Genomic DNA, 22777 nt, shown 5'->3' on the forward strand with positions numbered 1-22777 from the left:
CTTTTTCAAATACTTCACTGGTTACTTATTTCCCTTTTTCTCTACCGACCATCCGAACTTGCCTATCTTCTCGCCCAGTTCATAGTATCCGCCGTGTACATATACCAACGGATTGCTTTCTGCCAGTTCCAGTTTGCCGGTCTCCTGATTCAGGTTGCGGGTATCGGCGCGTACGTTCACTACGTCGGCAATGAACATATCGTGCGAGCCAAGTGCCACTATCTCTTTTACCCGACACTCGATACAGAGCGGTGACTCTTCAATAAGCGGTGCGCTGACAATGGTGCTTTTGCCGGGAGTGAGGTGCATCTCCTCGAATTTATTGTAATCCTTGCCGGAACGTACGCCACACCAGTCCGTGGCACGCGCCATGTCTTTCGTGGTCAGGTTGATGACGAACTCCATGTTCCGCTTGATGATATCGTAGGAGTGCCGTTCGGGGCGTACGGATATATAGCACATGGGCGGGTTCGTGCAAATCGTTCCCGTCCATGCTATTGTCAGTATGTTATATTCTTCCGGAGTGCTTCCGCAGCTCACCAATACGGCAGGCAGCGGATAGATCATCGTTCCGGGTTTCCAGTCTTCTTTCACTTCAGATTATTTCTATTTCGTCCCTTTTTTGTTCCTTCTCGCAATAATGGCATCTGATTACGCAATGCTCCTTATCTACCACGTGGAATAGCGTCGGCATCGGTTCGTTGTTCGTGATGCACTTCGGATTGGCACATTTCACGATACCGCGCAGCTCTTCGGGCAGACTGACTTCGCGCTTTTCCACTACTTCGTAATCGCGGATAATGTTCAGCTTTACATTGGGAGCCACTACGGCTATACGGTTTATCTCGTCATCGCAGAAGAACTTATCGGCGATTTTGATAATGCCTTTCGTTCCCAGCTTCTTGCTTTTGAGGTTGAAACCGATGGTGATATTGTTATTCATGTGCTCCAGGCTGAGCAGGGAAACTACCGTAAATAGCTTCTCGGAAGGGATATGGTCGATGACAGTGCCGTTTTCTAAAGCGGCCACTTGCAGTTCTTGTTTCTTTTCGTTCATCTTTGACATTTACAATTTAGCAATTTACAATGTGCAATTTATTACATTCACAATTTAGCAACTTACAATGTACAATCTCCTTATATACCGCATGGCAAATTGTACCTTGTACATTGTCAAATTGTAAATTTCTTCACTTCCTCCAGCGTGATGCCCAGTACATCGCAAAGAATGGCCTCGCGGGCATACAGTCCGTTTTGTGCCTGCTGGAAGTAATATGCCTTGGGACTGTCGTCCACATCGTAGGCTATTTCGTTGACGCGGGGCAGGGGGTGCAGGATGCGCAGGTTGGGGCGGGTGTGCTCCAGCATTTTGTTGCGCAGGATATACACGTTCTTCACCCGCTCGTACTCCATGAGGTCGGTGAAGCGTTCGCGTTGTACACGGGTCATGTAGAGGATATCTGCATCGGCAATGGTTTCTTCGGTGAAGTCAGTGTGCTCCACGTACTTGATGTTATGCTCGCGGCAGTATATTTTATACTCTTCGGGCATTTTCAGTTCATCGGGGGCGATGAAGTGGAAAGTGGGGTTGAAGTGGCGCATGGCCATCAGCAGGGAGTGGACGGTACGTCCGTATTTCAGGTCACCCACCAGGAAGATATTCAGGTTTTCCAGTGTGCCTTGGGTCTTGTAGATGGAGTAGAGGTCGAGCATCGTCTGCGAGGGATGCTGGTTGGCTCCGTCTCCGGCATTGACGATGGGGACGGTGGTGACTTCGCTGGCATACCGTGCAGCTCCTTCGAGGTGATGGCGCATCACAATGATGTCGGCATAATTGCTCACCATCTTGATGGTGTCTTTCAGCGTTTCGCCTTTGGAGGAGCTGGTGGCTTTGGGATCGGAGAATCCGATGACGCGAGCTCCGAGGCGGTTGGCTGCTGTTTCAAAACTGAGGCGGGTACGGGTGGAAGGCTCGAAAAATAGGGTGGCGACTACTTTCCCGTCCAAAAGATGCCGATTGGGATGCGCTTCAAACTCTTTAGCCATTTCGAGCATGTAGAGGATTTTTTCTCTGCTGTGTTCGGCAATGGTGACTAAACTTCTGTTTTCCATATCGTTGAATTCATTTATACTTTTCGAGAGTGTAAAGTTACGGAAAATCTACGGGCTATGGAAATCTCAGGGGAACTTTTTGCAAGAAAAAACGTCGGTTTCTGAAATGCCACACTTCGCCGTTTGAAGTGTGGTATTTGGGACGATGAAGTGTGAATATGCGTTTTCCTATACATAAAATGCCCCAAAACGTGCAAAAAAACACTTGAAAAGAGCGAGTTTTCTACTATATTTCCCTACCTTTGCCCTATTATTTAATTTTGATTTTTAGGAACCAAACATGATAAAGAAAATCGTCAAAATCCTTTGGATTTTCATTGCACTGATTGCATTGGTGTGTGTCTTTATATTCTTCTCTATTGCTAAAGGCTGGATAGGCTATATGCCCCCGGTAGAAGACCTGGAAAACCCGAATTACAAGTTTGCCACAGAAGTGCTTTCCGATGACGGGAAGGTACTCGGTACGTATTCTTATAGTAAAGAGAACCGTGTTTTTGTAGGCTATAATGATTTGTCGCCCCACATCATCAATGCTTTGATTGCTACGGAAGACGTGCGCTTTGCCGAACATTCGGGCATTGACGCCATAGCATTGTTTCGTGCGCTGGTGAAGCGTGGTGTCCTGATGCAGAAGAATGCCGGTGGTGGTAGTACCATCACCCAGCAGCTTTCCAAACAGCTCTATTCGCCCAGTGCCGACAATATAATGGAACGTCTTTTTCAGAAACCCATCGAATGGGTGATTGCCGTGAAGCTGGAACGCTACTATACCAAAGAGGAAATCCTCACGATGTATCTCAATAAGTTCGACTTCCTGAACAATGCGGTAGGTGTAAAAACAGCCGCTTTCACCTATTTCGGTTGCGAACCGAAGGATTTGAAGATAGAAGAAGCCGCTACGCTGGTAGGCATGTGCAAGAATCCGTCGCTCTATAATCCGGTTCGCTACAATGAGCGTTCACGCGGACGCCGCAACGTTGTGCTCGATCAGATGCGCAAAGCCGGTTATATCACGGAAGCAGAACGCGACTCTCTGCAGGCGCTGCCCCTGAAACTGAAATACAACCGTGTAGACCATAAAGAGGGATTGGCAACTTATTTCCGCGAATACCTGCGCGGTGTGCTCACTGCCAAGAAACCCGACAAAGCCGATTATCGCGGTTGGCAAATGCAGAAATTCTACGAAGATTCGCTCGACTGGGAGAACAATCCGCTGTTTGGCTGGTGCGAAAAGAACACCAAGAAAGACGGTACCAAATACAATCTTTATACCGACGGATTGAAAATTTATACAACCCTCGACTCGCGTATGCAGAAGTATGCCGAAGATGCCGTGACCGAACATCTGAAAGAACTTCAAGGCTACTTCTTCAAAGAGAAAAAAGGCGCCAAGAAGGCTCCATACACATTCAGACTGACCCAGGAGCAAGTAGATGAGATTTTAGGACGTGCCATGAGGCTGTCCGACCGTTACCGCATCATGAAGAAAAACGGTGCATCCGAGGCGGAGATAAAGAAGGCTTTCGATACGCCGGAAGAAATGTCCGTGTTCAGCTGGGAGGGAGAGAAAGATACCATCATGACCCCGATGGACTCCATACGTTACTACAAATTCTTCCTTCGTGCCGGCTTCATGTCCATGGATCCGCGCAGCGGTTATGTGAAGGCTTATGTAGGTGGACCTAATTATCACTATTTCCAATACGACATGGCAATGGTAGGTCGTCGCCAGGTAGGTTCTACCATCAAGCCATTCCTATATACGCTGGCTATGGAGAACGGCTTCTCGCCCTGCGACGAAGTGCGCCATGTGGAATATACGTTGATTGACGAAAACGGAAAACCGTGGACTCCGCGTAATGCCAATAAGAAACGCTATGGTGAAATGCTGACCGTGAAGTGGGGATTGGCAAACTCGGATAACTGGATAACCGCTTATCTGATGAGTAAACTGAACCCATATAACCTCAAGCGCCTGATACATACTTTCGGCGTGCGCAATCGTGAAATTGTTCCTTCCGTTTCGCTCTGTCTGGGACCGTGCGAAATTTCCGTCGGCGAGATGGTGAGTGCTTATACGGCATTCCCTAACAAGGGGATCCGGGTTGCTCCTCTGTTCGTGACGCGTATAGAAGATAACAGTGGCAATATACTGGCAACCTTCTCACCGGAAATGCAGGAAGTTATCAGCGTGTCCAGTGCCTATAAAATGCTGGTTATGCTGCGTGCCGTTGTCAACGAAGGTACCGGAGGGCGTGTACGCCGTCTGGGTGTAAAGGCCGATATGGGTGGCAAGACGGGAACAACGAACTATAATGCCGATGGCTGGTTTATGGGCTTCACTCCGTCGCTTGTATCCGGTTGCTGGGTGGGCGGCGAAGACCGTGACATCCATTTCGATACGATGTTGCATGGGCAGGGTGCTTCTATGGCATTGCCCATTTGGACTAAATATATGGTAAAAGTGCTTGGTGACAAGTCTTTGGGATATGATGAGAATGAGACATTCCAGTTGCCCGAAGGTTATGACCCCTGCAAGGATACTGTAGAAGGAGAGCCACGCACCGAAGAACCGATAGGGGGATTGGATGAATTGTTTAACTAATGGAGAATGGTTCATTAAAGGAATGATTTATACAATCAGCATTGGCAGTAACGAGCACCAGAAAGATAATCTGGCACTGGCACGCAAGCGCTTGGCCGAACTTTTCCCGGGAATCCGTTTTTCGAAGGAAGAGGAGACGAAACCTTTGTTCTTTCGCCGCCCGAATCTGTTTTCCAATCAAGTGGCACGCTTTGCTTCCAACTGTCCGACGGGAGAAGTCACTTCCCGGCTGAAAGCTATTGAGCAGGAAGCAGGAAGGATGCCCGAAGAGAAAATGCAGGAGATTGTCCGGCTGGATATTGATCTATTGTCCTGCGATGCGGTGGTTTACAAACCGGAGGATTTGAAAAGAGACTATATTCTTCGCGGTTTGGAGGAACTGGAATCGAAGCAATCTTAATTTGTAATCAGTAATTTGTAACTATAATGAAGTTTTTAGGAATTATTCCTGCCCGTTACGCATCTACGCGTTTCCCTGCCAAACCCTTGGCTATGCTGGGCGGAAAGACAGTGATACAGCGGGTATACGAACAAGTGGCAGGCGTCTTGGATGATGCCTATGTAGCCACTGACGACGAACGTATTGAAGCTGCAGTGAAAGCCTTCGGAGGAAAAGTGGTGATGACCTCCGTAGATCATAAAAGCGGCACCGACCGGTGCTATGAGGCATGCACTAAGATTGGCGGACAGTTTGACGTCGTTGTGAATATCCAGGGAGACGAACCTTTTATCCAACCTTCACAGTTGCAAACCGTCAAGACTTGTTTTGATGACCCCACTACTCAAATAGCGACTTTGGTAAAGCCTTTCACTGCCGATAATGGTTTTGAAGCATTAGAAAATGTGAATTCTCCCAAAGTGGTATTGAACAAGAATATGAATGCACTTTATTTCAGCCGTTCCATTATTCCTTACCAACGCAATGCGGAGAAAGCGGAGTGGCTGAAGAATCATACCTATTACAAGCACATCGGCCTGTATGCCTATCGGGTAGAGGTACTGAAAGAGATAACGTCTCTTTCCCAATCTTCTTTGGAGCTGGCCGAGTCGTTGGAACAGTTGCGGTGGCTGGAAAATGGATATACAATAAAGGCCGGCATTACCGAAGTGGAAACCATCGGCATCGATACGCCGCAGGATTTGGAACGGGCAGAAGAGTTTTTAAAGAGAAACCAATGTTAGACCGAAGTAATCAACCCCAAATCCTGGAGCCGGAGCATCTGGCCATACAAAAGCCCGAACGGATGGTACTGCCTAACGGCGTCCCTCTGAATGTGCTTAATGCCGGTGAAAGTGAAGTAGTCCGCGTGGACCTTTTGATGGAAGGCGGACGCTGGCATCAGACACAGGTCTTGCAGGCATTGTTTACAAACCGGATGCTGCGCGAGGGAACCCGGCGCTATACGGCTGCCGAGATAGCAGAGAAACTGGATTATTACGGAGCCTGGCTGGAACTGTCCAGTGCGTCGGAGTATGCTTACGTCACGCTGTATTCCTTGAATAAATATCTACCCGAAACATTGGATGTGCTGGAATCCATTATTAAGGAACCGGTATTTCCGGAGAAAGAACTGGGCGTGATTGTCGAAAATAATATCCAGCAATTCCAGGTCAATTCCTCCAAAGTCGATTTCCTGGCACATCGCGGACTGGTAAAGTCCTTGTATGGCGAGCAGCATCCTTGCGGCCGGTTGGTGCAGGAAGAAGATTATTATCGTGTCAATCCTGCTGTGCTGAGTGAGTTTTATACCCGTTACTATCATTCCAAAAATTGCAGCATTTATCTTTCGGGCAAAGTCAATGATGACTGCCTGCGCCGGATAGAAAGGCTCTTTGGGAACGAACCTTTCGGTACAGACTTCCGTAAGCCGGAGAAGATAGAATATACACCTGTTTCTTCCTCTGAAAAACGCATATTCATAGAGCGTCCGGATGCGTTGCAAAGTGCGGTGCGCATGGGGATGCTTTCTTTAGACCGCAATCATCCCGATTATTTGAAGATGCGTGTGTTGGTGACTTTGTTCGGCGGGTATTTCGGCAGTCGCCTGATGTCCAATATCCGCGAAGAAAAGGGATATACTTATGGCATCTCGGCAGGTATCATGCCCTATCCGGGAAAGGGAGTGCTGGTTATCAGTGCCGAAACTGCCAATGAATTTGTGGAGCCTTTAATTGCCGAGGTCTACCATGAAATAGACCGCCTGCAAAATGACCTGGTTTCCGACGAGGAACTTTATATGGTAAAGAATTATATGCTGGGCGATATGTGCCGTAGTTACGAATCCGCCTTCTCATCGGCCGATGCATGGATTTTCGTGCAGACTTCCGACTTGCAGGACACGCATTTTGCAGAAGCTATGGAGGCTGTGAAGACCGTTACTCCGCAGGAGATCCGTGAACTTGCGGAACGTCATTTTTGCAAAGAGACATTAAAAGAAGTCGTGTCCGGCAAAAAAATGTCATAAAAAGCGTAACATCCCACCTGGTTTTAGCAGATAAATCGTATCTTTGTGCATACGATGTAAGGGGAAGTGTAACAATTTGCATCCCAAATACGTCCTTTTTATCAGGGTGAAGCTTTTGTGAACCTCTAAATATGATGCCGGTGTCCGGCCATTCTTTAATTTAAAATGTAAACTATTAAATTCCAATGAAATATCTATATACTGCACTCATTCTGGTCTTCTTGTGCCAAGGCGGAGCTACCGCTCAGGAAAAGAAAGGTGGCTTTTTCGACAAAGTGAAGAATACGTTCTCTTCAGAGATTAAAATCGGTACATACACCTTTAAAGACGGAGCTGTGTACACCGGCGAAATGAAAGGACGCAAACCGAACGGTAAAGGCAAGACCGTTTTTAAGAACGGAGACGTCTATGAGGGTGAGTATGTAAAAGGCAAGCGTGAAGGATTTGGTACTTATATGTTCCCCGACGGCGAGAAGTACGAAGGACAATGGTTCCAGGATCAGCAACACGGAAAAGGTATTTATTACTTCATGAACAATAACCGCTACGACGGTATGTGGTTTCAGGATTACCAGCAAGGTAAAGGTACGATGTACTATTATAACGGCGATACCTACGAAGGCGACTGGGTGAGCGACAAGCGCGAAGGCCAGGGAACTTATACCTGGAAGAACGGTTCCAAATATGTCGGCTCGTGGAAAAATGACAAGAAAGATGGTGAAGGCGTACTGACCTGGAATGACGGTTCAAAGTACGACGGACAGTGGAAAAACGACGTCCGCGACGGCAAAGGTACTTACGAATATGCCAACGGTGATAAATATGTGGGCGATTGGGTAGAAGACATGCAACATGGCAAGGGTATCTACTTCTTCCATACCGGCGACCGTTACGAAGGTTCGTATGTACAAGGCGAGCGCACCGGCGAAGGCATTTACTACCATGCAAGCGGCAACAAGTATGTGGGAAGTTTCAAGGATGGCAAACAAGAAGGACATGGTACTTTTACCTGGGCTAACGGTGCTGTCTACGAAGGTGATTGGAAAGACAACCAACGTGATGGACGCGGTACTTACAAATGGAATGTAGGTGACTCTTACGAAGGCGAATGGAAAGACAATAAATTCAACGGGCAAGGCACTCTGATCCTGACGGACGGAACCAAATACAAAGGTGGCTTTGTGAATGGCTTGGAAGAAGGTAACGGTGTGCAGGAAGATAAGAACGGCAACCGCTACGAAGGTTTCTTCAAGCAAGGAAAGAAACACGGGCCTTTTGTGGAGACGGACAAAAACGGAAAAGTGATACGGAAAGGAACCTACAAGATGGGGAGACTGGAAGTTAATTAAAAAGTTGGGAATAAAAAATAAAAATGAAAGGCTGCGCGGTTCAAACGAACATTGCGCAGCCTTTCATTTTTCATCCTTCGTTTTTTACTTTAGATGATATATTGTGAACTGATGGATTCGTTGTTCATCACTCTCTTGATGGTTTCGGCAAACATATCGGCGATGCTCAGTTGTTTAACCTTGGCACATTTCTTGGAGTAGGGGATACTGTCCGTGAAGACCATTTCCGTCAGGGATGATTCCTGTACGCGGAAAGAAGCAGGGTCGGACATCACACAGTGGCTGGCGATGGCACGAACGGATTTGGCTCCTCCTTCCATCATGATGTTGGCAGCTTTGGTGATGGTGCCGGCTGTATCTACGATATCGTCAATCAATACTACATTCTTATCTTTTACGTCACCGATGATTTGCATGGTTGCAACGACATTGGCTTTTTCGCGCGTCTTGTTGCACAACACCAGAGGCACACCGAGGTACTTGGAGAATGTGCTGGCACGTTTTGAACCGCCCACGTCCGGAGTAGCAATTACGAGATCTTCCAGCTTCAGCGATTCGATATAAGGAAGGAATACGGCTGATGCATACAAGTGGTCTACCGGAATATCGAAGAAACCTTGAATCTGGTCTGCGTGGAGATCCATCGTAATCAGACGGTCGATACCTGCAACAGAGAGCAGATCGGCCACTAACTTGGCGCCGATGGATACACGGGGTTTGTCCTTTCTGTCCTGACGTGCCCAACCGAAGTAGGGAATAACAGCTACGATGCTTTTTGCCGATGCTCTTTTTGCAGCATCAACCATCAGCAGGAGCTCCATCAAATTGTCAGAATTAGGGAAGGTTGATTGAACCAGGAATACATGCGAGCCACGGATAGACTCTTCATAGGAAACTGCAAACTCACCGTCGGCAAAATGGGTGATGTTCATCTTTCCCAGAGGGCAGTCAAGGCTAGCGCAGATTTTCTCTGCAAGGTATCTCGAGTTTGTTCCGGAGAATACCATAAAGGGTGCTTTTTCGCTCATTTGTGTAATAGATGTTACCTATTTGTTAATTTGCCTGCAAAGGTATGAATTTCCCGTTACATAAGACAAGAGTTATTGTATAAAAATTATTTTTCTTTCTCGAATTTATTTGTAGCTTTGCTCTATGAAACGACTTTCTTCGATAATGCTTGCAGGTTTGTTGTATCTTTGTACAGCGATGGTTTCGTGCGTGGGCACGGCTCCCACGAAGGAAGTACGCCTTATAGACTCGCTCAACCAGGCTGCCTATACTTATCGTTATAAAGACCTCGACTCGTCTTGTCATGCTGCTTCAAGGGCTTACCGCGAAGTGAGCCTTTACAAGCAAGGCAAGGCGGAAGCTTGCAATAATCTGGGCTTTTGCGCTTTCATGCGCATGGATTTTGAGCAGGCGGAGAAGTATCATCTGGAAGTTTACGACCTGACCAAAAACGAGCTGGAACTTCTGATTGCCGACATCGGTTTGATGAAGATTTATCAGCGGACTGCCTTGAACAAGGAGTTTTATGACTATCGTAACAGTGCCCTGCGCCGCATGAAGCGAATCGCAGAGGACAACAATCTCTTTGTAGACAAACACGAGCGGTTGCGTCTGAATTATGCGCGCTCGGAATTCTATATTGTTTCTGCCGTCTATTATTATTATCTCCAGCAACGTCCGGAAGCTGTGGCGTCCATCAATGAAGTACCCGAAAATGAGGAACTGCTGGCGGACACCAACCAGTTGCTGTATTACCATTATATCAAAGGTTCTGCCGCTTTGTGCGAAGGCGAGACGCCGGACGAACAGCGGCTGCGTGAGTTTGATGAACTGTATACTACCTGGCGCCTGGCATCGCGGAAAGGTTATCTTTACTTTGAAGGGAATGGCGTGCAGGGACTTGCCAACCTGATGGCCTCGCCAGATAATTACGAGTTTTTCCAAGACCGCCGTTCGCATGCATTGACACGCTTCGGGGTGCCGGTGGACTCCTTGCTGCCGATGCGGTTGGGGCAGCTGGCTTTGCAGAAATTCCGCCAGTACAACGACTTGTATCAGATAGCAGGAGCCTACGTGTCCATCGGCAAATACCTGAATGCACACGGTAAATATACGGAAGCCCTGGATACATTGACGCTGGCCCTGGAGTGCGTGAATGACCATCACCGCCGCTTTTATGATTGCCACGACAGCCTGGACTGGTTGAAGGCGTTCGACCGTAGAGATACCATCTGTGCCGAAAAAGCATGGATAGAACATAAACTGAAGACCGTACCCGAGTGGATATCCCGCATCCGCGAGCAGCTGAGTGTGACGTATGCCGGGCTCGAAATGAAGGAGAAGTCTGACTATAACCGTAATATCTATCTGGATATTCTGGAAGATACACGCCAGGATAAGGAACTGGAAAGCCGCTATCAGGCGTTGGAAAAAGAATCGAGGCAATTGAACGCCCTTCTTTCGCTGGTTATCGTGGGATTTGTCCTGGTGTTCGTTTTCTTCTGGTTCTTCAACAAGCGTTCCAAAACACGGAGCAAGCTGCATCTTCAGCGTTTGCAACTTATGCTGGATATCTGCCAGAAGATTACGGCATCCATTCCCACAGATGCACAGACGGAAGAAGAAATCATAGATGCCATTCAGACCGCCGTTTGTCCGGAACTGGAAAAGCTATTCGGAGTGAAAGACATACGCATTGAAGGCAGCCAAGTGATCTTTCCGCATAAGATGGGTAAAGAAGAGCAGGCAATGCTGCGTGTGATAACTCCCTACATCCAGTGGGCGCTCGACAATGGTATGACATCCATTTCCCTGGGCGATGAACGCCGGAGGCTGGAAAAGCAGCGTTACATCTACGAACAGCATATAGCCGGAAATAAACGACAGAATCTGATAAAGAAGGCATGCATGTCCATCGTGAATGGCATTCACCCTTATATAGACCGTATTATTAATGAGGTGCACAAGCTCACTCAAAAAGGATTCATAGAGGACGAACGCATCAAACGGGAGAAGTACCAGTACATTGACGAGTTAGTTACAACCATCAACGAATATAACGATATTCTGGCCCTGTGGATCAAGATGAAGCAAGGTACATTGAGCCTGAATATCGAAGGCTTTGAGCTGAATGAGCTCTTTGAACTGATAAGGAAAGGAAACCGTGCTTTTGAAATGAAGCACCAACGTCTGGAAGTGCAGCCTACGGATGCCTGGGTAAAGGCTGACAAGGCTCTCACCTTGTTTATGATAAATACGTTGGCAGAGAATGCCCGCAAATATACTCCTCAGGGCGGCACGGTGAAAGTGTATGCGCGTCGGGCGGAGAATTATGTAGAGATCTCGGTAGAGGACAATGGTTGCGGATTATCTGCCGAAGACGTGGCGCGCATTGTGGGTGAGAAGGTGTATGACTCGAAAGCAATCGGCATGAACGATGCTCCCGACAAGGAAGAACTGAGAAAGAATAAGGGTAGCGGCTTCGGATTGATGAATTGCAAAGGGATTATCGAAAAATACCGTAAGACGAACGACTTGTTCAAAGTATGCTTGTTCGATGTGGAGAGCACATTGGGAGAGGGGAGCCGGTTTTACTTCCGTTTGCCGGCCGGAGTCCGCAAGACTTTGTCGGTATTGCTTCTTGTGCTGTCTTTGGGAGTATCATCGTGCCAGAATAGGGCAGAAAGTGCTGCACCGGAAAGCATGGAGCAGGATTCTTTGGTATTGGCTGCACAGGATGAGTACGAAGTGTTGCTTGACCATGCATCCGATTATGCCAACGAGGCCTATTATTGCAATGTGGACGGAGAGTACGAAATGGCGTTGCAGTACGTTGACTCGGCAATGCATTGCCTGAACGAACACTATAAGCAGTATGCATCTTCTCCGCAGCGCTACATGACCTTGACGGGCGAAGGCGCACCAGCGGAACTGGACTGGTGGAACGAAATGTTCAACTCCGACTTCCATGTAATATTGGATATAAGGAATGAAGCGGCAGTTTCTTTCCTTGCACTGAAACAGTGGGATGCTTATAGTTACAATAACGCGGCTTATACCACTATGTATAAATTGTTGGGAGAAGACCAGTCTTTGGAAGACTATTGCCGGCAACTGGAACGCTCCACCAATAACAAAATGGTGGGTATTCTGCTGGCCGTTATCCTGCTGTTTGTGCTGTGGCTGGGGTATTACATCCTCAACTTCCGCAAACGCCTGGTCGACCGCTGGAATTTGGAGCAGGTACTCGAAATCAATGGAAGGGTATTTAAGGCATCCTTGCTGCCCGTCACGGAGACGGAAGAAATGTTGCAACGCGAAGAAGATACCCTGAAAGAAATTCCGTTGCAGATTGTAAACTCGGCTTTCGATGCCGTGAACGAGTTGTTGAGCATCGACCGGCTGAGCATCGCAGTTTATAATGAAGCGACCCATCGCCTGGAATATACATCCAATCCGGCAGAGGACACTACAGCCGAAGAAGAAATGCCCTGGAAGGTTTTCATGAAGCGTTGCTTTGAACAACAGACGTATCTGACTGAAAAGGGAATGCAAGCATTGCCGCTCATTGTAGATGCCGGGAGTGCCTGCCGCTGCATCGGTGTGCTGTGCCTGGAACGCCGGGAGGGAACGGAGCAGGAGACCGACCATCTGCTGCTGGAATTGATTGCGCGATATGTGGCTATTGTCATCTTCAATGCAGTGGTGAAGCTTGCCACAAAATACCGGGATATCGAAACTGCCCAGGATGAAGCCCGACGCGCTTCGTGGGAAGACAGCCTGCTGCATGTGCAGAATATGGTGCTGGATAACTGCCTTTCCACCATCAAGCATGAAACGATTTATTATCCGAATAAAATCAAGCAACTGATAGGGAAACTTCGTTCCGGACAACCGACAGAGGATGAAGAACGCGAGACTGTGGCTGCCATCAGTGAACTGATAGAGTATTATAAAGGTATATTTACGATACTCAGTTCGTGCGCTTCCCGTCAACTGGAAGAAGTAACTTTCCGCCGGACGGTGATAGCTGTGCCGCAACTGATGGCTGCTGCCGAGAAGTATTTTCGTAAAGCAAGCAAGGGGAGCAAATTGCGAATAGACCTCCATGTGGCGGTGCAGGACGAACGGGTGGTGGGTGATTGGAATCAATTGCGTTTCCTACTGGAGAACCTAATAGACGAAGCCCTTTCCGCTCCTTTGGATGGAGACCTTTATCTGACGGCAATAGAGGAGGATGAATTTGTACGCTTTTTATTTACAGATATGCGCAGGGAGAAAACCCGTGAAGAGTTGAACCAATTGTTCTATCCCAATCTGGCACGTATGACGGCCGGCGAGAAGGGCGAGTTGCGTGGTACGGAGTATCTGGTTTGCAAGCAGATTATTCGCGACCACGACGAGTACGCCGGACGCCGGGGATGCCGCATCAATGCCGAAGCGGGTAAAGAAGGAGGTTTCACTGTGTATTTCACACTACCGAAAAAATAGAATATGGAAGACAAGAAATTTAAAGTTATCATCGTTGAGGATGTTAAGTTGGAACTGAAAGGTACGGAAGAAATCTTCCGTCACGAAATTCCCAATGCAGAAGTCATAGGCACTGCCATGACCGAACAAGAGTTCTGGACATTGATTGAGGCGGGTGTTCCCGATCTCGTCCTGCTCGATTTAGGGTTGGGAGGTTCCACCACTATCGGCGTAGATATCTGCCGGAATATCTTCAAACGTTATCCGGGAGTACATGTACTGATATTTACCGGAGAGATTCTGAATGAGAAATTATGGGTCGATGTACTCGAAGCCGGAGCAGACGGCATTATTCTGAAGACCGGTGAGCTGCTTACCAAGACGGATGTACAGGCCGTGATGGATGGCAAAAAGCTGGTTTTCAATTATCCGATCCTGGAGAAGATAGTAGAGCGCTTTAAAAAATCGGTTTTGAATGATGCCAAACGCCAGGAAGCTGTCATCAGCTACGACATCGACGAATATGACGAACGTTTCCTGCGTCATCTGGCATTGGGGTACACCAAGGAGATGATTGCCAATCTGAAGGGTATGCCGTTCGGAGTGAAATCGTTGGAGAAGCGACAGAATGACCTGGTAGGGCGTCTTTTTCCACCCAGCGAACGAGTGGGGGTGAATGCCACGCGCCTGGCAGTGCGCGCACTGGAACTTCGCATCCTGGACATTGACAACCTGGAACCGGACGACGAATAAGTTTTATTTTAAATTCGACCTATGAGGAATAAATGGCGCATGCCACATCCCGCAACGATGTTCTTCCTGCTGACGCTGGCAGTCATCCTTTTGTCCTGGATATTCGATGTCTATGGCCTGAAGGTGGTGTTGCCACAGACGGGAGAGGAGATACGCGTGCAGAGCTTGCTGAGTCCGGAAGGCATCCGCTGGCTGTTGCGTCATGTCATAACCAACTTCACTGGGTTTGCTCCGCTGGGATTGGTGATTGTGGCGATGTTCGGCATCGGGGTGGCGCAGCATTCGGGTTTCATTGATGCCTGCATCCGTAGAGGGGTGCGGCGGCAACGTGATCCCTGGCGCATTATTCTTTGGGTGATTGTGTTAGGGTTGTTGTCCAATGTAGTGGGAGATGCAGGGTACATCATCTTGCTGCCTATAGCTGCAACGCTGTTCCAGTCCGTCGGACTGCATCCCGTAGGAGGCATCATTGCGGCGTATATCTCCGTGTCCTGCGGATATAGCGCCAATATCTTCCTGAGTACCCTGGATGCCATGCTTTCTGCAACGACGCAAGAGGCGGCCGATATGGTAAATATAGCTCCCGGACAAACGGGACCGTTGTGCAATTATTATTTTCTGTTCGCTTCGGCTTTTCTGCTTGCATTCATTATTTATTATATCACCCGTAAGAGCTTGTTGCCGCGGCTGGGCACGTATGAAGGCGATATCTGTTTTAATGGCTACAAGCAATTGTCGCGCAAGGAGCGGAGGGCGATGATAAGTGCGGTCACTGTGGGTTTGCTGTATGCGGCAATTATATTATGGGCTACTTTTTCTTCATGGGGAATATTGCGGAGTGTCAATGGCGGTCTGATCCGTTCTCCGTTCATTGTCGGCATCCTGTTCCTGATTTCTTTGGGTATAGGGCTGATGGGGATGGTGTATGGATTTGCTTCCGGTCGCTACCGTACGGACGGTGATGTGATTGAGGGGCTGACTCAGCCTATGAAACTACTTGGCGTTTATTTCGTGATAGCTTTCTTTGCTTCGCAGATGTTTGCCTGCTTTGAGTATTCCCATCTGGATAAATGCATTGCCATTATGGGAGCGGATTTGCTCTCTTCCGTTCGTTTGGGCAGCCTGTGGATATTGATTCTATTCATCTTATTCACGGCTCTGGTCAATCTCATCATGGTGTCTGCTACGGCAAAGTGGACTTTTATGGCTTTCATCTTTGTGCCGGTATTGGCCGGTATGGGCATTTCTCCGGATATGGCGCAATGCGCTTTCCGTATCGGCGACAGTGCCACAAATGCCATCACGCCTTTTATGTTCTACATGCCGCTGGTGCTGACTTATATGCAGCAATACGACAAGCAGTCCACGTACGGCTCCCTGCTTAAATACACGTGGAGGTACTCGCTGGCCATTCTCCTGGCTTGGACGGCATTGTTCGTACTTTGGTATATCAGCGGCTTGCCATTGGGACTATAGCACTACTACTTCAACATCATAGCCGATAAAAAGGCCGCTTTCAATGACACCGGTGATTGATTTCAGCTCCCGTTCTAAATCGGGAGCGATATCTCTGAAACGGACATCAAGAATGAAATTACCATTCTCTGTGAAGATGGGGCCATCTTTTCCACCGGCAAGGCGCAAGGTTATTTCGGAAGCACCCAATTGGCGTATTTCGTTTTCTACAAGATTGAGGGCACCGGGGAAAACTTCTACCGGTATGGGGAAATTGCATCCTAATTTGTTGACTATTTTACTTTTATCGATAACAATGTAGCTTTTGCCACTGCTTTTAATCAGAAGTTTTTCCTTAAACATTGCTCCTCCGCGTCCTTTTATCAGGTTGTGCTGAGGATCTACTTCATCGGCTCCGTCAAACGTCCAATCCGGCTGCTTGCTCCAAAGGGTGGTTTGCGGTATGCCAAGTTGTACGCATGTCATGGAAATCTCTGTAGAAGCCGGAATGACTTCTATGTGCAGAGCCTCTTTGCGAATCCGTTCGGCCAATGCCAATAAAGTAAGATAGACGGTAGATCCGGAGCCTGCCCCGATGATATCGCCTTCTTTGGCCAATTGTGCCATTTCATGGGCAACAAGTTCCTTGCTTACTCTGTTTGTAATCGGGGCCGACCACTGCAGATGCTTTATCAACTGATTATCCCATTTCATGCCTCTTGGATTTATTCGTTGTTATCTTCTTCATCATCAGTCAGGTTGTTAAGCTCTACTTCGAGATCGACCAACTCTTTTTCCCAAATCTTCCGGACTTGCTCCGGTGTATCTTTCGGAGCTTCTTTGATGCGTTTCTGAGCTAATGAAACCTCATGCTCCAATTGTGAACGTCTACTCATACTCTTTATTTTTATTGTTTATAGTAAAACAAGTATTCAGTTGTAAATGTTCTGGAAAATTTATATAGAAAAGATGGATCTTAATCATTCTTCCTCAATGGTAAAGGGGATTTTCTCTATAAGCAACAAATATTTTAGATATAAAAATTTGCAGTATTCGTAAAAAAGCGTACCTTTGCACCGCAATTAAGGATGGTTCCGTAGCTCAGCTGGATAGAGCAACGCCCTTCTAAGGCGTGGGTCTTGCGTTCGAATCGCAACGGAATCACAAAGTAAAACCGTAGATGTTTGTTTGTCAAATGTTTACGGTTTTCTTGTTTCTGGAATAGTCCGCATTTTGTCCGCATTCATATTTTGAGAAGGAAAAGCTGGGGAATGATGCCCAACTTACATTATAGGTTTTGTTCCCTCGCTGATTTTAGGCGTTGGGACATATCCTGCTTCCTATTTTCTTCTTAATCTCTGAGATATTTCTATTTATTGAATATTACCTCAAATCCTTTAACTCATAGAAATTTCCATCTATATGTATTGTCGTTCCGACAGTCTCAAAAGAGATTTGCTCTCTCACCATACCTCCAAGCGAATTCTTAGCTCCGTAATCAAGTTCCCAATTTACAGTATATTCCCCATCTTTTGTATATTTTTCACTGTATATTTTAAATGAATCAGGGTCTTTTAGTATATGGTTGAAGTAGGCTTTATATGTTGTTCTTCCTTCAGATACCGCTTTGTCGCAAGCTGTAAACAGCATTATTGGCAGAATTGCTACCAGTATAAATAAAAACTTCTTCATAATCTTAAATATTTAGTTTGTTCTTTAACTCGTTGAATAAATCGGAGGTTTCCATGTCTGACCAAGCATATCTCCTGTATCTACTTCGGTCGAATCCTTGCATCTTTTCATATACAAAAAGATAAAACTTGTCGCATAAGACAATCACCGAAGATTCAAGTAATCTGGCATAGGAACGAGCTTGTAGAAATGCCTCTTCTATTTCTTGATTGTTCTTCATATAGAGTTTTGCTTCAATCAAGACATTTGCTTTTATATCATCTTCTTTCCCGTTATAGTGAAGAATGTAATCAGGGAATATTCTATGCCCTCTTCCTGCTTTTAAAGAAAGTTGTCGAATGAAATCTTTATTCTCATGCAATCCCATAGCATTTAGCAATGGTTCTAACAACAGCTTTTCTACATCATGCTCAAGCTCTATATTTACGTTTTGGGGTAGGGTAGGAGCATATAATTTGGGCAAGGCTTCTGTGTCAAATCCTTTATCTTCTATCATGCGAATAAGTTCTGAATAATCCTCGCTACTCATCGGCCATCCGTTTACACCCTGGAACTTTTTTCTAATAAGCGGATGCTTAGAAAAATATTCATCAGCCTGAAGTTCTTTTAAGGTAATATGCGGTATTTCTATTTTCCCACTTATGTAGGTGTTACTATAATAGTGAAAAAATGGGTCTACCACACCATCTGTTTGCGCTATCCAAATGCAAGTAATTGCGCTAATAGGGAATGTTTCGTAATGAACGAGAATATCTCCTTTTCTTGTTTCTGGATTGGCTTGCCAAAATGAGCTGTTTAAACTCTGCTCTTCTGGTGATATAAGCCCACCTATAAACCAAGATTGTGCAGGTTTGGGGATGTTTGTTATTTCTTTTGAAGTGTAATTATGCGCAAAGTCATATAAGAAAGCGCATAACTCAGCAGGAGACAGATTGTTTTCTATTCTGAACTGATAGAATACTTCACATAGTTGCCAGTAATACACACACCTTGCTCTATAGTCAGATTTCTTAGGCATAGACGGTAATTCTATCTCAAATGTGTCAGCTATCTTGTTTAAATCAAACTGCCTGCATACAAATAAATTTGGGAAGAAATATTCTGGTGCATAATAATATAGCAAAAAGGAAATGACGGAGTTTGCTTGCAGCATTAACTGATAATCTCCGTGATTAATATAAGACTCTCCTTCGACTTTGATGCCTAAGGTAATAAGGTTATTGTATAGTGCTTTTGCCTCTTGGGCATTATTAGGATTTCTGTATTCCGATATTCCATAACAGAATATAGCTTCACAAGCTTCTTTAAAATCGGATTCGCTTATAAATTTCGCAAATGCAGAATTGTATTTAACGAACAAATCATATTCTGACATATTCTCTGCTGCATCTGCAAACTCCTTTATGACTTTTTGTCCGTCAGGGAGTTGCTTATATAAATTCCATGTGTATTGTTCGAACTTCATAGAATTACCAACCTTTGTCTGTTAGTATTTTGATAACTTTCCAGACAGAGACAATCATATTTTTAGGAAGCTCTTCATCTGCTACATTAGGATTGTGAGAGTGGCACCAAACATACTCTTTAGGGTTCTCTTCATACTTATTAATCTCTTTTGTTATCCTACGGCCGTCAGATAGCTCAATTACGAATATGTTCCCATACCCGAAATACTCTTTCCAATTGGAAACCTCACGAATTTGCAACAGACTTCCGGGCGGAATTGTAGGTATCATACTGTTTCCTGATTGATATATGGCTCTGTCATCATCTTGGGCATTGACAAATGGAACATACCCTTCAACGAACTGTGGTTCACTTACTATGTCATTTCTTGAATGTACACCTCCTACGCTATCAACATGAATGACTGGGACAAGCTTGTAATTAACATCGTTAGGAATAGATTCTTCTTGAGATAAGATACATCTTTGTGTTGGAGAAAAATCCACAAGCATTTCCTTTTCTCCAGTAAGAAGCCACTCTATATTAAAAATGTTGTACGTATTGCAGAATCTTTTAAGAAAAGACTCTGTTAAGTATTTGACATTTCCATTAAGCGCATTACTTATAGTTACTTGATTGTTATATCCCATCTGTTCTGCAATATCTTTTTGCGTAGATTTCTGGGAGACTCTTTCTGTTGAAATCAAATATGCTATTGCTTTCTTAAGTCGCTCTAATCTAACAGAAGTAATTGCTTTTTTTAGTTCTTCCCTATTTATCATAACTGTATGTTGTTTATCCTAATATAATTAGTATTTATGCGCAAATGAAATAATGAATATTTTTATTGTTGTGCTGGCTATCTCATGATTGAGCCTTACTACTCATATAATAATGAGTAAATAAAGTAATCGTTAAACAATGTTATATACTAAATATTTTAGGATGTAAAAGTGTATAGTACTAAAAAAGTTAGTATATTTGCATCGTCAAACAGTGATAACGTAATCACTTTTGCAAAGAACGTCATTTTTGAGATTATAAACAATAGTATAAACATATTAAATCACACGATTATGAGCACGAATTTTAAGAATCAGATGAAAGAGGTCATGAGTTTAGCATGGTCTTTCGTAAAGAGAAACGGTTTTTCTATGAGCGAAGCCTTGAAAGTAGCCTGGGCAAACATGAAGTTGAAGGCTCAAATGAAGAGCCGGATTGTGAAGTTCTACTTTAAGAAAGTGGACGGCTCTGTACGCGAAGCATACGGTACGCTGAACGAGAAGTTAATGCCGGCTATCACTGGCACCGATAAGAGAGCGAAGAACGACACTGTTCAATGCTACTATGATACTGAGCGCGGTAAGTTTAGAAGCTACAAGAAAGCTAACCTTTTAAATATCGCATAGCCATGAAAGAAATAGAGAAGAAACTGGATGATCTCTACGCTGAACTTGACAGCGTGCAGCACATGAGCGAAGAAGCAGTATGCTTGACGTACAACGTTGATCGAAAGCAAGAATATATCCAGCTAATAATCGAAGAGATTGACAGCCTCGAAGACCAACTCGAAGAACTTGAGGCTTATGAAGATCGAGAAACAAATTACAGGCGAACGGCAGATATGCCATGCCTGTGTTGGTAACTCACGATTATAAACGCACGACTTGCCCGTGCAGACGTAGAGAATATTCTACACGGGCGCAATTGATTAGCTCTTTGACGTATTGGTAAAATAGAGGTTGCAAGTTATCCTCTGCTGAAAACGGACGACGTGAATAGGCATAACTTGACAACGATGTATGCTGTGGTAAAGGTCAAACCAGCATCGTTGCAAAAATAAACAGTTAGACTTTGGTCGGCAAATCAAGGCATTTGCTTTAATATATGGCCCCTCACGTCACGATACGTGAAAGAATCCGTAAAAGGTATCGGGGGCACAAACTAATACTTATTCTTATGGATAAAGACGAATATATGAAGTTCTTGGAAGATACAGTAAAAGAGCTTATATCGGATTTGGAAGCCGCTACTGACTGTTTAGCAGCTTTATCAATTCGAAGAAAAAGAGAAATGGATGACCTTATGCGCCATATTGATGATGCAATAAGTAACTCTAAGATTACCCTTAATAAAGTAGAGGGGGTGCTGCCGTGAAAGTAATCATGTTTGCTCTATCACTACTCGTGTTTGTTTGCGCGGTAGTCATGCTGTGTGGCGCCATCGTCAAGGATAGCCCAATGTATTTCACTGGCATCATCTTTATGTTTTTGATTTGCGGGCTATCCCTGGTTTCCGTCAGAGTGACGTATGGAGAATTGAAAGAAGAAAAGTAATAATGTTCAAAACAAATTAGATATGAAGCAAGAAGTAAAATATGAGGTTATACCCTACGAGGTTACTGAGAGGGACAGAGGAAAGTTTTCTGTTACCAAATGCCCTTATATAGCAGGAAAGTTTGTAGGCTCTTACTATTGTGCTTGTTTGTGTAGATACTCTTTATCTACCCCAAAATATCGTGAAATAAAATGTTCATACAAGTATCAAAATATTTAAAACTGATTTAGGTAATGATACAAATAAGAATTAGAGATTTGATAGGTGCCATAGCACTGTGTTTGCTTTTATCTCTACTCTTTATTGCCCGTGCTCAAAAAGAGTATATAAATGCTTTGTCACAATCGATAGCGGTAAAAGACAGTATTATAGAAAATTGCTTCACGAAGGAATTTCAGCAAGCAGACTCAATGTTTAACGAAAAATACGGATTATGATAACAATATCATGGAATTTCATTGTGTATGTACTGGTATTGGTATGTACATACGCATTCGCAGCAACAAGGGATAATATACCTGGCTGGTTTGGCTCTTCAAGGGATTGGGCGATAATCTTATGGATTATATTAGGGATTATATTTACCGCAATTTGGGGCGGTATATTTTGGTGGTAATATTCAAAACAAGAAAGTAACGAATGAAAGCAATAACAATAAAGCAACCGTGGGCATCCTTAATAGCCCATGGTATTAAGGACACTGAGAACCGGAGTTGGAAAACGAATTTCCGTGGACGTGTTCTCATTCATGCCGCTGGGTCTCATGGTAGAAAGTTCTCCATTGATTTGACTGACGAACAGACAAAAGCCGCATTTTCTACGATAGCTAAAGAAACTATGTTCGGCAATATGCCTTTTGGATCTATTATCGGCAGCGTTGAAATAGTGGACTGTGTGCAAAATCATCCTTCCATTTGGGCTGAAAAGGGTGTGTATAACTGGGTACTGGCTAATCCTATATTATTTAAAAATCCTATTCCTGCAAAAGGAAAATTGTCATTTTGGGAATATGATGGACTGTCATCGCAGGCGTTACAGGTTGTTGATGATGTGATTAAGAAACTTAAATCTAACGTATAACAAAG

At 45.1% G+C, this 22777-nt stretch carries 22 protein-coding genes and 1 tRNA gene; 14 read left to right on the forward strand and 9 right to left on the reverse strand.

Annotated elements, in window-relative coordinates; translation table 11 throughout:
- Positions 1 to 21: 21 nt before the first annotated feature.
- The 3 genes from AAE250_RS20475 to pyrB all read right to left on the reverse strand — a co-directional run bounded on the left by AAE250_RS20475 (position 22) and on the right by pyrB (position 2112).
- Positions 22 to 594: a flavin reductase family protein gene (locus tag AAE250_RS20475; RefSeq protein ID WP_294600083.1), complete on the reverse strand. Its 573-nt coding sequence runs from the start codon at positions 592 to 594 to the stop codon at positions 22 to 24.
- A gap of 1 nt (position 595) precedes the next feature.
- On the reverse strand, positions 596 to 1057 hold the full coding sequence (gene pyrI / locus AAE250_RS20480; protein WP_294600080.1) for an aspartate carbamoyltransferase regulatory subunit: 462 nt from the start codon (positions 1055 to 1057) through the stop codon (positions 596 to 598).
- A 116-nt stretch (positions 1058 to 1173) separates the two neighbouring features.
- Positions 1174 to 2112 (reverse strand): aspartate carbamoyltransferase, encoded by a 939-nt coding sequence (gene pyrB / locus AAE250_RS20485; protein ID WP_294600077.1) that lies wholly within the window; start codon positions 2110 to 2112, stop codon positions 1174 to 1176.
- A 280-nt stretch (positions 2113 to 2392) separates the two neighbouring features.
- Between pyrB and AAE250_RS20490 the strand changes: the two genes are divergently transcribed.
- From AAE250_RS20490 to AAE250_RS20510, 5 genes are all read left to right on the forward strand, one after another.
- Positions 2393 to 4717, forward strand: coding sequence for a transglycosylase domain-containing protein (locus tag AAE250_RS20490; protein ID WP_294600074.1), 2325 nt, complete (start codon positions 2393 to 2395; stop codon positions 4715 to 4717).
- Between the two features lie 22 nt (positions 4718 to 4739).
- Positions 4740 to 5117 (forward strand): 2-amino-4-hydroxy-6-hydroxymethyldihydropteridine diphosphokinase, encoded by a 378-nt coding sequence (locus tag AAE250_RS20495; RefSeq protein WP_294600206.1) that lies wholly within the window; start codon positions 4740 to 4742, stop codon positions 5115 to 5117.
- A 26-nt stretch (positions 5118 to 5143) separates the two neighbouring features.
- Entirely contained in the window at positions 5144 to 5899 is a 756-nt protein-coding gene (kdsB, locus tag AAE250_RS20500; RefSeq protein ID WP_294600071.1) for a 3-deoxy-manno-octulosonate cytidylyltransferase, read from the forward strand.
- Positions 5893 to 7182 (forward strand): M16 family metallopeptidase, encoded by a 1290-nt coding sequence (locus tag AAE250_RS20505; protein ID WP_294600068.1) that lies wholly within the window; start codon positions 5893 to 5895, stop codon positions 7180 to 7182. Before kdsB ends, AAE250_RS20505 begins: the two co-directional genes overlap by 7 nt.
- Positions 7183 to 7367: 185 nt before the next feature.
- Entirely contained in the window at positions 7368 to 8531 is a 1164-nt protein-coding gene (locus AAE250_RS20510; RefSeq protein WP_294600066.1) for a phosphatidylinositol-4-phosphate 5-kinase, read from the forward strand.
- Positions 8532 to 8620: 89 nt separating this feature from the next.
- On the opposite strand, the gene AAE250_RS20515 is transcribed toward AAE250_RS20510, so the two are convergent.
- Positions 8621 to 9559, reverse strand: a complete 939-nt coding sequence (locus AAE250_RS20515) for a ribose-phosphate pyrophosphokinase (protein ID WP_294600063.1) — start codon at positions 9557 to 9559, stop codon at positions 8621 to 8623.
- A 124-nt stretch (positions 9560 to 9683) separates the two neighbouring features.
- On the opposite strand from AAE250_RS20515, the gene AAE250_RS20520 reads away from it, so the two are divergent.
- The 3 genes from AAE250_RS20520 to AAE250_RS20530 are packed head-to-tail and all read left to right on the forward strand — an operon-like array spanning position 9684 to position 16238.
- On the forward strand, positions 9684 to 14030 hold the full coding sequence (locus AAE250_RS20520) for a DUF5113 domain-containing protein (protein WP_294600060.1): 4347 nt from the start codon (positions 9684 to 9686) through the stop codon (positions 14028 to 14030).
- Positions 14031 to 14033: 3 nt separating this feature from the next.
- Positions 14034 to 14762: a DUF5932 domain-containing protein gene (locus AAE250_RS20525; protein ID WP_294600057.1), complete on the forward strand. Its 729-nt coding sequence runs from the start codon at positions 14034 to 14036 to the stop codon at positions 14760 to 14762.
- Between the two features lie 21 nt (positions 14763 to 14783).
- A complete protein-coding gene (locus tag AAE250_RS20530) occupies positions 14784 to 16238 on the forward strand; it encodes an AbgT family transporter (protein WP_294600054.1) in 1455 nt (484 codons plus the stop codon).
- On the opposite strand, the gene rpiA is transcribed toward AAE250_RS20530, so the two are convergent.
- Together rpiA and AAE250_RS20540 are read right to left on the reverse strand one after the other, a co-directional pair.
- A complete protein-coding gene (gene rpiA / locus AAE250_RS20535; protein WP_294600052.1) occupies positions 16233 to 16931 on the reverse strand; it encodes a ribose 5-phosphate isomerase A in 699 nt (232 codons plus the stop codon). The genes AAE250_RS20530 and rpiA overlap by 6 nt on opposite strands.
- 11 nt (positions 16932 to 16942) lie before the next feature.
- Positions 16943 to 17113, reverse strand: coding sequence for a hypothetical protein (locus tag AAE250_RS20540; RefSeq protein WP_294600050.1), 171 nt, complete (start codon positions 17111 to 17113; stop codon positions 16943 to 16945).
- A gap of 194 nt (positions 17114 to 17307) precedes the next feature.
- On the opposite strand from AAE250_RS20540, the gene AAE250_RS20545 reads away from it, so the two are divergent.
- Positions 17308 to 17381 (forward strand) — tRNA-Arg (locus AAE250_RS20545).
- Between the two features lie 219 nt (positions 17382 to 17600).
- On the opposite strand, the gene AAE250_RS20550 is transcribed toward AAE250_RS20545, so the two are convergent.
- From AAE250_RS20550 to AAE250_RS20560, 3 genes are read right to left on the reverse strand one after another with little or no spacing between them, the layout of a single operon-like run.
- Positions 17601 to 17909: a hypothetical protein gene (locus AAE250_RS20550; protein WP_294600048.1), complete on the reverse strand. Its 309-nt coding sequence runs from the start codon at positions 17907 to 17909 to the stop codon at positions 17601 to 17603.
- Positions 17910 to 17913: 4 nt separating this feature from the next.
- Positions 17914 to 19374 (reverse strand): type I restriction endonuclease subunit R, encoded by a 1461-nt coding sequence (locus AAE250_RS20555; protein ID WP_294600045.1) that lies wholly within the window; start codon positions 19372 to 19374, stop codon positions 17914 to 17916.
- A 4-nt stretch (positions 19375 to 19378) separates the two neighbouring features.
- Positions 19379 to 20137, reverse strand: coding sequence for a LexA family transcriptional regulator (locus AAE250_RS20560; RefSeq protein WP_294600042.1), 759 nt, complete (start codon positions 20135 to 20137; stop codon positions 19379 to 19381).
- Between the two features lie 294 nt (positions 20138 to 20431).
- Between AAE250_RS20560 and AAE250_RS20565 the strand changes: the two genes are divergently transcribed.
- The 5 genes from AAE250_RS20565 (at position 20432) to AAE250_RS20585 (ending at position 22772) form a co-directional block, all read left to right on the forward strand.
- On the forward strand, positions 20432 to 20764 hold the full coding sequence (locus AAE250_RS20565) for an SH3 beta-barrel fold-containing protein (protein ID WP_294600040.1): 333 nt from the start codon (positions 20432 to 20434) through the stop codon (positions 20762 to 20764).
- 2 nt (positions 20765 to 20766) lie between these two features.
- Positions 20767 to 21000, forward strand: a complete 234-nt coding sequence (locus AAE250_RS20570; RefSeq protein ID WP_294600037.1) for a hypothetical protein — start codon at positions 20767 to 20769, stop codon at positions 20998 to 21000.
- 314 nt (positions 21001 to 21314) lie between these two features.
- Complete coding sequence (locus AAE250_RS20575; RefSeq protein WP_294600034.1) at positions 21315 to 21512, forward strand: hypothetical protein; 198 nt, start codon at positions 21315 to 21317, stop codon at positions 21510 to 21512.
- Between the two features lie 413 nt (positions 21513 to 21925).
- Positions 21926 to 22129, forward strand: coding sequence for a hypothetical protein (locus AAE250_RS20580; protein ID WP_294600032.1), 204 nt, complete (start codon positions 21926 to 21928; stop codon positions 22127 to 22129).
- Positions 22130 to 22331: 202 nt separating this feature from the next.
- Positions 22332 to 22772: an ASCH domain-containing protein gene (locus AAE250_RS20585; protein ID WP_294600030.1), complete on the forward strand. Its 441-nt coding sequence runs from the start codon at positions 22332 to 22334 to the stop codon at positions 22770 to 22772.
- Positions 22773 to 22777 lie beyond the last annotated feature (5 nt).

It is taken from the genome of Bacteroides sp. GD17 (genome assembly GCF_038448625.1).
In the GTDB taxonomy this organism is placed as follows: Bacteria; Bacteroidota; Bacteroidia; order Bacteroidales; family Bacteroidaceae; genus Bacteroides.